This is a genomic window from Pseudomonas sp. TE31087, assembly GCF_057284075.1.
In genome coordinates this window covers 4,582,779-4,595,711 of sequence record NZ_JBXVNN010000001.1, presented here as the reverse complement: position 1 = coordinate 4,595,711, position 12,933 = coordinate 4,582,779, and the positions used below count along the sequence as shown (strand labels likewise).

The 12,933-nt window shown below is 65.1% G+C and carries 12 protein-coding genes; all 12 read right to left on the bottom strand.

Annotated features, from left to right (window positions below; translation table 11 throughout):
* Positions 1-51: 51 nt before the first annotated feature.
* On the bottom strand, positions 52-633 hold the full coding sequence (locus tag ACZ899_RS20670) for an alpha/beta hydrolase (protein ID WP_234560615.1): 582 nt from the start codon (positions 631-633) through the stop codon (positions 52-54).
* 340 nt (positions 634-973) lie between these two features.
* Positions 974-1,375 carry an ExbD/TolR family protein gene (locus ACZ899_RS20665; RefSeq protein ID WP_110734250.1) on the bottom strand — a complete coding sequence of 134 codons (402 nt, stop codon included), beginning with the start codon at positions 1,373-1,375 and terminating at the stop codon, positions 974-976.
* 1 nt (position 1,376) lies between these two features.
* The gene (locus tag ACZ899_RS20660; protein ID WP_028688527.1) at positions 1,377-2,099 is read right to left on the bottom strand and encodes a MotA/TolQ/ExbB proton channel family protein; all 723 of its coding nucleotides are present in this window, start codon (positions 2,097-2,099) and stop codon (positions 1,377-1,379) included.
* 30 nt (positions 2,100-2,129) lie between these two features.
* Entirely contained in the window at positions 2,130-2,927 is a 798-nt protein-coding gene (locus ACZ899_RS20655) for an energy transducer TonB (protein WP_234560614.1), read from the bottom strand.
* Positions 2,928-3,313: 386 nt separating this feature from the next.
* Positions 3,314-4,303: a sulfate/molybdate ABC transporter ATP-binding protein gene (locus ACZ899_RS20650; protein WP_011536261.1), complete on the bottom strand. Its 990-nt coding sequence runs from the start codon at positions 4,301-4,303 to the stop codon at positions 3,314-3,316.
* A 3-nt stretch (positions 4,304-4,306) separates the two neighbouring features.
* Positions 4,307-5,179 (bottom strand): sulfate ABC transporter permease subunit CysW, encoded by an 873-nt coding sequence (gene cysW, locus ACZ899_RS20645; RefSeq protein ID WP_234560613.1) that lies wholly within the window; start codon positions 5,177-5,179, stop codon positions 4,307-4,309.
* 12 nt (positions 5,180-5,191) lie between these two features.
* The gene (gene cysT / locus ACZ899_RS20640; protein WP_110734244.1) at positions 5,192-6,010 is read right to left on the bottom strand and encodes a sulfate ABC transporter permease subunit CysT; all 819 of its coding nucleotides are present in this window, start codon (positions 6,008-6,010) and stop codon (positions 5,192-5,194) included.
* 185 nt (positions 6,011-6,195) lie between these two features.
* Positions 6,196-7,203: a sulfate ABC transporter substrate-binding protein gene (locus ACZ899_RS20635; RefSeq protein ID WP_234560612.1), complete on the bottom strand. Its 1,008-nt coding sequence runs from the start codon at positions 7,201-7,203 to the stop codon at positions 6,196-6,198.
* Positions 7,204-7,251: 48 nt separating this feature from the next.
* The gene (oscA, locus tag ACZ899_RS20630; RefSeq protein WP_016489716.1) at positions 7,252-7,434 is read right to left on the bottom strand and encodes a sulfur starvation response protein OscA; all 183 of its coding nucleotides are present in this window, start codon (positions 7,432-7,434) and stop codon (positions 7,252-7,254) included.
* Between the two features lie 260 nt (positions 7,435-7,694).
* Positions 7,695-10,760 (bottom strand): efflux RND transporter permease subunit, encoded by a 3,066-nt coding sequence (locus tag ACZ899_RS20625; RefSeq protein ID WP_234560611.1) that lies wholly within the window; start codon positions 10,758-10,760, stop codon positions 7,695-7,697.
* Entirely contained in the window at positions 10,757-11,824 is a 1,068-nt protein-coding gene (locus tag ACZ899_RS20620) for an efflux RND transporter periplasmic adaptor subunit (protein WP_234560610.1), read from the bottom strand. Before ACZ899_RS20620 ends, ACZ899_RS20625 begins: the two co-directional genes overlap by 4 nt.
* A complete protein-coding gene (locus tag ACZ899_RS20615) occupies positions 11,821-12,909 on the bottom strand; it encodes an efflux RND transporter periplasmic adaptor subunit (RefSeq protein WP_234560609.1) in 1,089 nt (362 codons plus the stop codon). The genes ACZ899_RS20620 and ACZ899_RS20615 overlap by 4 nt, the downstream gene beginning before the upstream one ends.
* Between the last annotated feature and the right edge of the window lie 24 nt (positions 12,910-12,933).

Sequence of the window (12,933 nt, the reverse complement as noted above, 5' to 3'; positions counted from 1 at the left end):
CCCCGGTCGCAGGCGGCCGGGGATTCGACTCGTTCGATGAAAACCGGCGGATCAGGCGCGGCGCAGCGCGCGCTGATCGATACGGGCCTGCAAGCGGTAGAGGTAGGCAAAACCCTGTTCCCAACGCTCATGGCCCGACTTGACGTTGATATGCCCAGCGTCGGCCAGCAGCCCGGCCTCGGCGCCCCAGGCCTGGGCCAGGTACAGCGCACGCGGCACGCTCACCGCCGGGTCGTTGTCGGAACTGACCACCTGGCTGGGAAACGGCAAGGCCTGCAGTGGAATCGGCGCGAAATTGCGCAAGGCCGGCGCACAGGTCGGTCGCTCGACATCCGCCGGCGCCACCAGCAGCGCACCGCGCACCCGGCGCAGCAGCTCGGGGCTGGCCTGGGCGGCCCAATGGGCGACGGTGATGCAGCCCAGGCTGTGGGCGATAAGGATCACCGGCGAGCGTTCGGCGGCAATCGCCTGCTCCAGCGCCTGGACCCAGTCACGCCGCTGCGGGGTCAGCCAGTCATGCTGCTCGACCCGGGCGCTGTTGGGCAGGCTGCGCTGCCAGTGGCTCTGCCAATGGTTGTCTGGCGATCCTTGCCAGCCCGGCACAATCAGGTAACGAATCGACTCATTGCGCATGGGGACGCCTCCGGAAGTTTGCGTGCTTGGGTGCAAGTATAGGGAGGGGGTTATATTCGTAAAGGAATAAGAAGCTATTTATTAATAACTATAAATTCAAAGCCACAGTGTTCGAGCCCTGCGCCTCTCCCTGTAGGAGCGGCCTTGTGCCGCGAAAGGGCTGCGTAGCGGCCCCGCGATCTGTGCATGTCGCCAATACATTGGGGCCGCTTTGCGGCCCTTTCGCGGCACAAGGCCGCTCCTACAGGGGTATGCATGGCTTTCAGCGGGCATAAAAAAAGGGCCATCCCCTGCCAAGGAAAATGGCCCCTAAGCACTTGCCTGAAGAGGGTATCGCCGGTCAGCGGGCAGTGATCACCGCCAGCTTGCTGATCCCGGCACGTTCGATCGCCGCCATCGCCCGGGCGACCTCGCCGTAGTTCACACCATCGTCGGCCTGCAGCTGCACACGCAGCTCAGCGTCCTTGTCCCTGGCAGCCTTGAGGTTGGTCTCCAGCAAGTCGGGCTGGATCTCGTCCTTGTTGATGAACAGCTTGCCGCTGCCGTCGATGCTCACCACCAGCGGGTCCTTCTGCTCCACCGGGGCGACGGCCTCGGTCTTGGGCAGGTTGATCGGGATGGCATTGGTCAGCAATGGCGCGGTGACGATGAACACCACCAACAGCACCAGCATGACGTCCACCAATGGCGTGACGTTGATTTCACTCAACACTTCATCGCTGTCCTGGGTCGAGAAGGCCATGTCAGGAGGCCTCCTTCACAGGCTGGGTGAAGCCGGTGTGCTGGCGCTGCACCGCCGGGTGCACCAGCACGCGGAAGGCACTCTTCTGCGCCAGGCTGTAGAAATCGTGGGCGAAGTCGTCGAGGTCCGCCGCAGTCAGCTTCAGGCGACGGAGGAAGTAGTTGTAGACCAGCACCGCCGGCACCGCGACGGCGATACCCACGCCGGTGGCGACCAGCGCCGCGCCGATCGGGCCGGCCACGGTTTCCAGGCTCGCCGAGCCCGCCGCGCTGATGCCCTTGAGCGCCTCCATGATGCCCCACACGGTGCCGAACAGGCCGATGAACGGCGAGGTGCTGCCGATACTGGCCACCACTGCCAGGCCGGTCTCCAGCGAACGGCGCTCGCGGACGATCTGCTGGCGCAGGGCGCGCTCCAGGCGATCCTGGTGGTTGATGGCCTGGCTGAGATCACTGGCCTGGCCTGGCTCGCCAACCGCGATCGCCGCAAAGCCCGCCTGGGCGACACGGGCAGCCGGGCCGGGCAGATCGTGGGCGGGCTCGGCGGCGGAGTCGAGGCTGGACGCGGCCCAGAACTGCTGGTGGAAGCGTTTGTCCTGGTTCTTCAGGCGCACGAACTGCACGACCTTGACCAGGGCCAGTGCCCAGGTGGCGACGGAGAAGCCGACCAGCAGCCAGATGACCGCGCTTTCAACGGATTCGAGGGGGGATGCCAACAAGCTCATGATGAAGTCCTTCCTGTATGCGGTCGCAAGTTAACGAAGCTTGAAATCGATCGGTACGCTGACCCAGCCCACCTGGGCCACGTCGCCCTGCTTGGCCGGGACGAAGCTCCAGCGCTTCACCGCGGCCAATGCGGCGGCGTCCAGGGCGTCGCGGCCACTGCTCTTCTGGACCTGGATCTGCCCTGGCTTGCCACTGGGCAGCACTTCCACGCGCAGCAGCACGGTGCCTTCCCAGCCACGGCGCTGGGCCATCTGCGGATACTCCGGCGCCGGATTCTTCAGGTACGCGGCGTTGGCCGAGGCCGGGGTCACTGGCGCAGGCGCGGGTGGCGCAGGTGCCGGCGCCGGGGGTGCTGGCGCGGCAACCGGTGTCGGCGGTGGCGCCTCGACTGGCTTGGGCTGCGGCTTGGCCACGGGTTTGGGCACTGGCTTGGGTTTCGGGACCGGCTTGGGCGCGGGCTTGGCGGCCAGTTCGTCGACCACTGGTGGCGGTGGCGGCGGCTGGACCACAGGGGCCGGTGGCGGCGGCTCGACTACCGGTGGTGCGGGCGCGGCAAACTCGATGGTCATGGGCGGAATCTTCGGCGGGATGACCGGCAGCTCAGGGGTCGGCTGGTGGCTGACCCAGTACGCCGCCGCGCCGTGCAGCACCAGCACCAGCAGGCCCAGCACCAGCTTGTCGCGACGCTTGAGGCCGCTGACCGGCGTGCGTTGCAGGCGCAACTGGCCCAGCGGCAGGCGCAGCGTGCGTCCGAGCTCGACCAGGTCACCCGATGCCGGGCGCCATGGCTGGTCGTAGGCCCTGACGGCCGTCTGGACATTGCCCATTGCTAAAACTCCTGGGGTTCTTGATTCAGGTGTGTGGCTGAATCATCGGTGCCAGGTGCTTAGCTCATAAAGAAATGTTTAAACTTAAAATTAGACCTTAATGGAATAATGATTTTCATGGTCTTTCCATAGCCCGCGTCGTTCGCGGCCTGCCGCAGAACAGCTCAAGAATGATGCCTTATAGGCATTCAAAATATTCGTTCAAGGCATCAATTCACCGCGAGGGCTTCGCCCTCGATCGCGGCACAAGGCCGCTCCTACACAAGAGATCGCGGTGCCCTGTAGGAGCGGCCTTGTGCCGCGATGGGCTGCGCAGCAGCCCCGGCAATCTCGCAGGCAATAAAAAACCCGGGACCATGCCCGGGTTTTCCATCACAAGCGCCGGCTCAGATATCCGCCACCTTCTGCCACACCTTCGGCCGGAAGAACAACGTCTCCCCCCGCGCCAGCCCGGTGAGGCTGTCGTGATCCTTGACCACCTCGGCCTCAATCAGCTCGCTCTGCCCTTCCACCTTCAGCGTCACCCGCGTGGTCGCACCCAGCGGACGGATATCGCGCACTTCGGCGGCATGATGCCCCTCGGTCTCATGGCGCGACAGCGACACCTCGTGCGGACGGAACAGCACGTGGTGCCCTTCGCTCAGCGCCAGGCGGTTGGAATCACCAAGGAAGTGATAGACGAAGTCGTTGGCCGGTTTCTCGTACACCTCGCCGGGCGAACCGATCTGCTCGATCACGCCCTTGTTCATCACCACGATACGGTCGGCGACTTCCATGGCCTCTTCCTGGTCGTGGGTGACGAACACCGAGGTCAGGTTGATGTCCTCGTGCAGCCGCGCCAGCCAACGGCGCAGCTCCTTGCGCACCTTGGCATCCAGCGCCCCGAACGGCTCGTCGAGCAGCAGTACCTTGGGCTCCACCGCCAGGGCACGGGCCAGGGCGATACGCTGGCGCTGGCCACCGGACAGCTGCTCGGGGTAGCGGTCGGACAACCAGTCGAGCTGGACCATGTTCAACAGTTCATGGACCTTCTCGGCGATCTTGCTCTCGCTCGGGCGCTCGCCCTTGGGCTTCATGCGCAGGCCGAAGGCGACGTTGTCGAACACGCTCATGTGGCGGAACAGCGCGTAGTGCTGGAATACGAAACCGACGTTGCGATCGCGCACATCATGGCCGGACACGTCCTCGCCGTGGAACACGATGCTGCCGTTGTCCGGGGTCTCGAGGCCGGCGATGATGCGCAAAAGGGTGGTCTTGCCGCAGCCGGACGGGCCGAGCAAGGCCACCAGCTCGCCGCTGTGGATATCCAGGTTGATGTTGTCCAGGGCCTGGAAGCTGTTGAAGCGCTTGCTGACGTTACGAACTTCGATCGACATGAATCATTCCTCCGCGGCGCTGTGGCGCAGGCGGTTAATACGGTTCTCGCTCCACTGCTTGAGCAGCAGGATGAAGAGCGCCAGGATCAGCAGCAGGCTGGCCACGCTGAAGGCCGCGACGTGGTTGTACTCGTTGTAGAGGATCTCCACGTGCAGCGGCAAGGTGTTGGTGACGCCGCGGATATGGCCCGACACCACCGACACCGCGCCGAACTCGCCCATGGCCCGGGCGGTGCACAGCACCACGCCGTAGATCAGGCCCCATTTGATGTTCGGCAGGGTGACGTGCCAGAACATCTGCCAGCCGTTGGCGCCGAGCAGGCGCGCGGCCTCCTCTTCTTGCGTGCCCTGCTCCTGCATCAGCGGGATCAGTTCACGGGCGACAAACGGCACGGTGACGAAGATGGTCGCCAGGACGATGCCCGGCAGGGCGAAGACGATCTGGATATCGTGATCCTGCAGCCACGGCCCGAACAGGCCTTGCGCGCCGAACATCAGCACGTAGACCAGGCCGGCGATCACCGGTGACACCGAGAACGGCAGGTCGATCAGGGTTACCAGCACGCTCTTGCCGCGGAACGTGTACTTGCTCACGCACCAGGCGGCGGACACGCCGAACACCAGGTTCAGCGGCACCGAGATGGCCACGGCCAGCAGGGTCAGCTTCAATGCCGACAACGCGTCGGCCTCGAAGATCGCTTCGAAGAACGTGCCGAAGCCGTTCTTCAGCGCCTGCGACACCACGATCACCAGCGGCAGCGCCAGGAACAGCGCGAAGACGATCCAGGCCAGGGTGATCAGCACCCGGCGCGAGGTGGCGCTGCTGCGTCGGGCGGCGTTGGCGGCGGCGGTTGCGCTCATGGGTTGACTAGACATTGCCGGCCTCCTTCAAGGGGTTTCGATGCGTCGCTGCAGCAGGTTGATCAGCAGCAGCAGGATGAAGGAAACCACCAGCATCAGCACGCCGATGGCGGTGGCGCCGGTGTAGTCGTACTGGTCGAGCTTGACCATGATCAGCAACGGCAGGATCTCGGTCTTCATCGGCATGTTGCCGGCGATGAAGATCACCGAACCGTACTCGCCCACGCCCCGGGCGAAGGCCAGGGCGAAACCGGTCAGCCAGGCTGGCAGCAAAGCCGGCGCCAGCACATGACGGAACACCTGCAAGGGCTTCGCACCCAGGCAGGCGGCGGCCTCTTCCACTTCACGTGGGATGTCGGCCAGCACCGGCTGCACCGTACGCACCACGAACGGCAGGGTGACGAAGGTCAGCGCCAGGGTGATGCCCAGGGGGGTGTAGGCGATTTTGAAGCCGAGGTCGGTGGCGAACTGGCCGACCCAGCCCGCCGGAGCGTACAGGGCGGTCAGGGCGATGCCGGCGACGGCAGTGGGCAAGGCGAACGGCAGGTCGATCATCGCATCGATGATCTTGCGCCCGGGGAAGGTATAGCGCACCAGCACCCAGGCCAGCAGGGTGCCGATCACACCGTTGATGATGGCGGCGAACAGGGCGGTGCCGAAACTCAGTTTCAGCGCGGCGATGACCCGTGGCGCGCTGACGATATTCCAGAACTGCTCCCAGGTGAGCTGCGAGGCATGGATGAACATGGCCGCCAGCGGTATCAGCACGATCAGGCTGAGGTACACCAAGGTGTAGCCCAGCGTCAGCCCGAAGCCGGGTATGACGGGGGAAATGCGACGTGACATAAAGGTCCCTGGTTGAACGCACGAAGCCCGGAAAGGCTCCCGGGCTGGTGCTAGCTTCTGAATCCCGGGGCTGCTGAGCAGCCCTTTCGCGGCACAAGGCCGCTCCTACAACAGCACGCGATCTCCTGTAGGAGCGGCCTTGCGCCGCGAAAGGGCCGCACAGCGGCCCCGCTTTTCCCTGGCGTTTACTGTGCCTGATAGATCTGGTCGAACACCCCACCATCATTGAAGAACTTCGGCTGCGCAGTCTTCCAGCCCCCGAAGTCCTTGTCGATGGTCACCAGGTCCAGTTTCGGGAACTGCTTGCCGAATTCGGCGGCGACCTTGGCGTCACGCGGACGGTAGAAGTTTTCTGCGGCGATCTTCTGGCCAGCCGGGCTGTACAGGTGCTTGAGGTATTCCTCGGCGATCTTTTCGTTGCCCTTCTTCTCGGCGTTCTTGTCGACCACCGCCACCGGTGGCTCGGCCAGGATCGACAGCGAAGGCACGACGATCTCGAACTTGTCGGCGCCGCCGTCTTCCTTCAACGCCAGGAAGGCCTCGTTTTCCCAGGCCAGCAGCACATCGCCCTGGCCGTTGTTGACGAAGGTGATGGTCGAGCCACGGGCGCCGGTATCGAGCACCGGCACGTGCTTGAACAGCTCCTGCACGTAGGCCTTGGCCTTGTCTTCATTGCCGCCGGCCTTGAGGCCATAGGCCCAGGCGGCGAGGAAGTTCCAGCGGGCGCCGCCGGAGGTTTTCGGGTTGGGGGTGATGACCGAGACGTCCTTCTTGATCAGGTCGCCCCAGTCCTTGATGCCTTTCGGGTTGCCCTTGCGCACCAGGAACACGATGGTCGAGGTGTACGGCGTGCTGGCATCCGGCAGGCGCTTCTGCCAGTCCTCCGGCAGGGTCTTGCCGAGCTTGGCGATCTCGTCGATGTCGCCGGCCAGGGCCAGGGTCACCACATCGGCGCGCAGGCCGTCGATCACCGCGCGCCCCTGCTTGCCCGAACCGCCATGGGATTGCTGGATCTTCACCTGGTCGCCCGGATGGGCGGCCTGCCAATGCTTGATGAACTCGGCGTTGTACTGCTGGTACAGCTCGCGGGTCGGGTCATAGGACACGTTCAGCAGTTCGTAGTCCTTGGCGATCGCGGAACCGGCAAAAACGGCACTGGCCAGGGCGGCAAGCGCATAACGGCGGATGGACATGGTGAAGCTCCCGATTGGCATTTTTCTAGTTTTTGAAGTGATGCGGTGTCAGCCGGACTTGTTGCCGGGCTGCTGCAGGCGGAACTTCTCCTTGCGTTCGATCTGCACCACCTGGGCGTTATGCACGGTGATCTCCACCGCGCCGAAGCGCAGGTCGCGCAGCGCGCTCTGGATTTCACGCAGAATGGTGGCTTCGTCCTGACCGTCGATGCTGCGCAGAGATGCACTCATGCTCGTTCTCCTGTGAGTAAGGGTGCCGGGCAGAGGTTTGAAGGGGATTTGCGCCTGGCTTGAAGGCAATACTAGTGAGGCGCGGATATTCTTAAAAATACTGTTTAAGAATGTTTATATAACCAACTTTAGACAAGTGACCTGTAGGAGCGGCCTTGTGTCGCGATGGGCTGCGCAGCAGCCCCCGACAATTCTGCTAGATGCCCAGATCCTGGGGCCGCTGCGCAGCCCATCGCGACACAAGGCCGCTCCTACAGGAGTCAATGTGGTCGCGGGGTTTTGTCCTGTGGCTCGCGAATCTTGTACCAGGCCACATACAGCGCTGGCAGGAACAGCAGCGTCAGCAGCGTTGCGCTGATGATGCCGCCGATCATGGCGTAGGCCATCGGCCCCCAGAACACTTCCCGGGCGATCGGAATCATGCCCAGGCTCGCCGCCGCCGCCGTCAGCAGGATCGGCCGGCGCCGGTGGTTGGTCGCCTCCACCACCGCATCCCAGGGCGAATAACCCTGCTCCTCGAACTCGTCGATCTGGGTCACCAGGATCACCGAGTTGCGGATGATGATACCGGCCAGGGCAAGAATCCCGAGAATCGCCACGAAGCCCATGGGCGTGCCCGTGGGCACCAGCGCCACCACCACGCCAATCAACCCCAGCGGCGCGACGCTGACCACCAGGAACAGCTTCTGCACGCTGTGCAGCTGGATCATCAGGAAGGTCGCCATCAGGAACAGCATCAGCGGGATCACGGCGGCGATCGGCCCCTGGGCCTTGGCGCTCTCTTCCACCGTACCACCGGTGGCCACGTCGTAGCCCACCGGCAGCTTGCCGGCGAAGTCATCGATGCCGGGCTTGAGTTCGGCCACCAGGTCGGTGGGCTGGATGTCACCGACCACCGAGGCCTTGATGGTGATGGTCGGCTTGCGGTCGCGGCGCCACACCAGCGGCTGCTCCTGCTCGTAGCGCACGGTGGCGAAGGCCAGCAGCGGGATCGAGGCGCCGCTGGGCGTGACGATCTGCAGGTTCTGCAAGGTATCCGGCGAGCCGCGTTCGCTGTCCTCGGCGCGGGCCACCACGTTGACCAGGTAGATGTTGTCGTTGACCTGGGTGACCGGCACGCCGCTGACGATGCTGTTCATCACATTGGCCACGTCCTCGGACGACAGGCCCAGCTGGCGCGCCTTGTCCTGGGCGATCTCGATGCGCAGCACCTTGCCGGGCTCGTTCCAGTCGTAGATCATCTCGCCGATGTGTTCGTTGCTGTCGAGCAGGGTCGCCAGCTCGATGGCATGCCGGCGCACCTGGTCGATATCCTTGCCGCTGACCCGGTACTGGATCGGTCGACCCACCGGTGGACCCATCTCCAGCGACTGGACGTTGGTACCGATACCGACGAACTCCTCGTGCAGCAGCTTCTGCAGGCGCTGCATCATGCCCTCGCGCTCCTCGAAGCCCTTGCTGACGATCACCAGCTGGGCGTAGTACGGGTTCTGCAACTGCTGGTCGAGGGGCAGGTAGAAGCGAATCGCGCCCTGGCCGATGTAGGTACTCCAGCGCACCAGGTCCGGGTCGTCCTTGATCCTCGCCTCCAGGCGGTCGACGACCTTGCGCGTTTCCTCGATCGAGGCGTTCTGCGGCAGGTTCAGGTCGACCAGGATCTCCGGCCGGTCCGACGACGGGAAGAACTGGTTCTGCACGAAACGCATGCTGAAGATCGACAGGGCGAACAGCAGCACCGTGCCGATGATGGTCAGCCAGCGGTGGCGCATGCACCACAGCAACCCGCCCTCGAATGCCCGGCCGACACGCCCGGGCTCGGCCTCGTGCGCCTTGAGCTTGCTGCTGCTGAGAATGTGCACACCCAGCACCGGTGCGAAGAACACCGCCACCACCCAGGACACCAGCAAGGCCACGGCGATCACCGCGAACAGGGTGTAGGTGTACTCGCCCGCGGAGCTGGCATTAAGACCGATCGGCACGAAGCCGGCCACCGTCACCAGGGTGCCGGTGAGCATGGGGAACGCCGTGGAGGTGTAGGCGAAGGTGGCCGCCTGCTCCTTGGTCTCGCCCATCTCCAGGCGCGTGACCATCACCTCGACGGTGATCATCGCGTCATCCACCAGCAGGCCCAGGGCGATGATCAGCGCACCAAGCGAGATCCGCTGCATGGTGATGTCGCTGTATTCCATGAACACGAAGACCATGGCCAGCACCAGCGGGATCGAGCAGGCCACCACCAGCCCCGCGCGGATGCCGAGGCTGACGAAGCTCACCGCCAGGACGATCACCACGGCTTCGAACAACGCGCTGGTGAAGCCGCCGACCGCCTGCTTGACCACCACCGCCTGGTCGGACACGTTGTGCACGCCAACGCCCACCGGCAGGTCGCGGACGACGCGGTCCATCCGCGCCTTCAGGGCCGCGCCGAACACCTCGATGTTGGCGCCGGCCTTCATGCCGATCGCCAGGCCGATGGCGGTCTGGCCGTTGAAGCGGAACATCGGCGACGGCGGATCGACATAGCCGCGCTCGATATCGGCGATGTCGGCCAGGCGGAAGAAGCGGTCGTTGATGCGCAGGTTCACCGTCTGCAGGTCCTTCTCCGAGGCGAACTGCCCGGTGGTGCGCACCGAGATGCGCTCGGGCCCGGCCTCGATCACCCCGGCCGGGGTCACCGCGTTCTGCTGCTGCAGGGCCTGCATGGCCTGGCCCTGGTCGATGCCCAGCGCGGCCAGCTTGCGGGTGGAGAAATTCAGGTACAGCACTTCGTCCTGGGTACCGATCAGCTCGACCTTGCCGATATTGGGCACTTCGCGCACTTCGGCCCGCGCCACCTCGACATAGTCGCGCAGCTGGCGCAGGGTGAGGCCGTCGGCGGTGAAGGCGTAGATCGAACCGAACACGTCACCGAACTCATCGTTGAAGGCGGGCCCCTGGATGCCTGCGGGGAACTGTCCGCGGATGTCCTGGATCTTTTTGCGCACCTGGTACCAGATCTCGGGGATGTCCTTGGCCTTGGTGGTGTCGCGCAGGTAGACGTAGACCGTGGATTCGCCCGGGCGGGTATAGCTTTTCACGTAGTCGAGCGAATCGAGCTCTTCGAGCTTCTTCTCGATGCGGTCGGTGACCTGATACAGGGTCTCGTCCTGGGTGGCGCCGGGCCAGCGGGTCTGGATGACCATGGTCTTGATGGTAAAGGACGGGTCTTCCTCACGGCCGAGGTTGAAGTAGGAGAAGATCCCCATCAGCAGGCCGACGAACATCAGGTACCAGACGAAGGACTGGTGCTTCAGCGCCCACTCCGAGAGGTTGAAGCTTCCTTTCATTGCGCGTCCTCGTCGAAGGTGACCTTCTGGCCGGGCTTGAGGCTGTTCACTCCAGCGGTCACCACGCGCTCGCCGGGCTGCACGCCGGAGGCCAGGACGATGCTGTCGGCGGTACGCTCGATCAACGCGACGTCACGGGTGGCCACGGTTTTCTGCTGCGGATCGACCACCCACACCTGGGTCTTGCCGTCACGTTCGAGCAGCGCGGTCAGCGGCAACTCGCTGCGCGGGCTCACCGCCGAGGTCAGGGTGACGCTGACCGCGGTGCCCAGGTGGAAGGCATCGGGCGTGCTGGTCAGGGTCAAGCGGGCGCGACGGGTACGGGTGGTGGCGTCGGCCTGTGGCTCGAGCTCGCGCAGCGTGGCGGTGGTGTTGATGCTCGGGTCGAGCTGCGAAGCGACGGTAAAGGTGAGGTCCTTGTTCAACTGTTCGGCGAGCGGGATCGGCAGGTCGATCACCGCCTCCTTGACGTCCGGGCGGGCCAGGGTGACGACCGCCTGACCGGCGCTGACGGTCTGCCCCGCCTCGGCCTGCCAGGCGGTGACCACCGCCGCATGATCACTGCGCAGGGTGCTGTAGCCGAGCTGGTCGCGGGCCTGGCTGACCGCCGAGTGCGCCTGGTCCAGCGCGGCGCCGGTGGTCTTCAGGTCGGTCTGGGCGATGTCCAGCTGGGCCTGGGCGCCGACACCACGGTCGTACAACTGCTGCTGGCGGCGGGCATTGGCCTGGGCATTGATCCATTGCGCCTGGACCTTGGCCAGGTCGCCTTCTGCGGCGCGCAACTGGTTCTGCTGGTCGGTCGGGTCGAGGGTGGCCAGGGTGTCGCCAGGGCTTACCCGGGCGCCGACATCCAGCCAGCGCCGGGCGATGCGTCCGGACACCCGAAACCCCAGGGTGCTTTCGTAGCGGGCCTGGATGGCGCCGGCAAAGCGGCCCAGCTGCGACTGGACCTGCGGCTCGACCAGCGTCGACAGCACCGGGCGTATCGCCTCAGGCGGCGCCTCATCGCCCCCGCAGGCAGCGAGCATCAGGCTGGCGGACACTATCAGCAACTGACGTTTCATGGTGCAGCCCCTCCGTCCTTGGCGCTGACCTTCTCGACCTGCATGCCCGGGTGCAGCAACTGCCCACCGCCCACCACCACGGTCTCGCCGCCCTTGATACCGTCAGCGATCACCACCTTGCCGGTGAGGTAGCGCGCCACCTGGACCTTGCGCAACTCGACCTTGTCGCCCTCGCCCACCACCCACACCGCCGGCTCCTTCAGCGCCTTGGTCAGCGCCGACCACGGCAATTCGATGCTGGGCCGGCCCTGAGTGTTGCCGGTGGCCGTGACCGGTGAGCCCAACTGCATGCCCGCCGGCACGTTGCGCAGCGCGACCTTGACCTGCACCGTGCCGCTCTCGGCGGACACCGTCGGAGTGATCTCGCGGACCCGGCCCTCGGCCTTGATCGCCGGGTTGTCCAGCAAACTGACGACGACGCCCTCATCACTGGGGGACTTCACCAGCAGCGATTCGTAGACATTGAACACCGCGTCACGGTCGCCATCGACCGCCAGGCTGAAGATCGGCATGGTCGCCTGCACCACCTGGCCAACCTCGGCCTGGCGCGCGGTGATCACCCCGTCGGCTTCGGACACCAGCGCCGTGTAGCTCAGCTGCTCGTTGGCGTTGGCCAACTGCGCCTGGGCGGCCTTCAGCGCGCTCTGGCTGCTGCGCAGCGCGGCTTCGGCGGAATCGTACTCACTCTGGCTGGTGTAGCCCTTGGGCAGGAGCTTCTGTTGGCGCACGAACGCGGCGCTGGTCTGGGTGACCCGCGCCTGCTCGGCGAACACCTCGGCCTTGGCCGAGTCGACGTTGTTCTGCAGGTCCTTGGGGTCCAGGCGCGCCAGCACCTGGTTGGCCTTGACGTGGTCGCCGACATCGACGCCGCGGGCGATGATCTTGCCGCCCACGCGGAACGACAGGTCGGTCTGCACCCGCGCCTGCACGTCACCGGTCAAGGTGACCCGGGCGGCAAAGTCGGTGGGCTGCACCTGTTGCACCGCGACCCGGGGCAATACCGGGGCGGCCTCCTCCTTGCCACAGCCCGCAAGCATGAACAGCAGCCCCAGGCAAACGACCATCGGCGGACGCGTTACCGTCATGCAGGCTCCTTGCTTCGACAAAGG